1 pseudogene (cut by a window edge) is annotated in these 1,748 nt (G+C 36.1%); it reads left to right on the top strand.

Annotation, left to right across the window (positions count from 1 at the left end):
- Window positions 1-1,627, top strand: a pseudogene (gene ppk1, locus Q5O73_RS05310) (polyphosphate kinase 1) (it extends 611 nt beyond the left edge of the window).
- Window positions 1,628-1,748 lie beyond the last annotated feature (121 nt).

Raw genomic sequence — 1,748 nt, 5'->3', positions numbered from 1 at the left:
GGGAAAGAAACAGCCGTTCCCGTTCCTTAATAACAGGGAAATATATGCTGTGGCTCTTCTTGGCTCAAAAAGTAATGAAAAGTTATGTATTGTGCCTTGCAGCAATGGAGTGTTTAACCGATTGGTACAGATTCCATCAAGCAAAAATAAATATATGTTGGTGGAAGAACTGATTCTTCATTTTATGCCGAAGATTTTTGAAAAATATACAGTTAAAAGTAAGTCTTTAATTAGAATTATAAGAAATGCTGATATTGACATAGATGATCAGCAGTTTGATGATGACGCACTGGATTACAGGGATTCCATGGAGGAACTTATAAAGGTAAGAAGGAGACTTTGCCCTGTAAAATTAGAGTATTCAAGGATGCTGGATGAAAAGGTTATTAAGTCACTGTGCAGGGAACTTGACTTAAGCATGGATCAGACGTTTTATTCAGAGTCTCCGTTAGAGCTTTCTTTTGTATCTAAAATACAGGATGTTTTAAGAAATAAAAAGGAATTATTCTTTAACAGAAGGGTTCCTCAGCTGTCAGCTAATATTGATGAATCCCGTCCGATGATTGCCCAGATAGAAGAGAAGGATATTTTGTTAAGCTATCCCTTTGAAAGCATTAATTCATTTTTGAGACTATTAAAGGAAGCAGCTTATGATAAAAGGGTTGTGTCCATAAAAATGACTTTGTATAGGGTAGCAAAGGATTCCAGAGTAGTGGAAACGCTGATTGAAGCTGCTGAAAATGGAAAAGAAGTAGTGGTAATGGTGGAACTTAGAGCGAGATTTGATGAGCAGAATAATATTGAATGGTCAAGACGAATGGAAGAGGCAGGTTGCCGTATTATATATGGAATTGACCATACAAAGGTACATTCAAAAATATGCCTTATTTCCTACAGCGAAGAGGGACACATAAAGCATGTAAGTCAGATTGGCACAGGTAATTACAACGAGAAAACTTCAAAGCTATATACAGATTTGTCTCTTATGACTTCAAATGAACAGATAGCCCAGGAGGTTTCTGAAACATTTAACAAAATTTGTATGGCTCAGGTTATGGAACAGACAAATCATCTCCTTGTGGCACCAAAATGTCTTCAGAATAAGGTTATTCAAATGATAGAAGATGAGATTAATCATGTAAAAAATGGTGGCGAAGGCTACATAGGACTTAAACTTAATTCATTAACTGACAAGAAGATAATGGAAAAGTTAGTTGAGGCATCCCAGGCAGGGGTTAAAATTGACATGGTTATTCGTGGAATATGTTGTCTTGTGGCAGGAGTTAAGGGATATACAGAAAATATCCGGGTAATTAGTATTGTGGGAAGATATTTAGAGCATTCCAGAATTTATATTTTCGGAACAAAGGACAGAGATAAAATTTTTATTTCTTCAGCGGACTTTATGACAAGAAATACTGTGAGAAGAGTAGAAGTGGCAGCACCGGTTTATGATGAAAATATAAAGAACAGGATTAGACATATTTTTGATATTATGTTAAAAGATAATATTAAGGCAAGGTATATGGACAATGAAGGTGTTTATCACAAAGTAGAAAATGATGATGAACCAATTAATTCCCAGGAGTTTTTCTTTCAGGAAGCCTATGACGCGTTAAAGAGATAAACATAAAAAAACGGTTGAATTTCAGAAATTATGATTTCAACCGTTTTTTAGTTTGCGCGCCATGGGCGCGCTCTAACGGGTGAAAGTCCCGAACACGCCCAGATAGTGGGAAGTGTATAGC

Source organism: Eubacterium sp. AF15-50, from assembly GCF_934835595.1.
GTDB classification, from domain to species: Bacteria; Bacillota; Clostridia; order Lachnospirales; family Lachnospiraceae; genus Eubacterium_G; species Eubacterium_G segne.
This window is presented reverse-complemented; position numbering and strand designations above follow the sequence as displayed.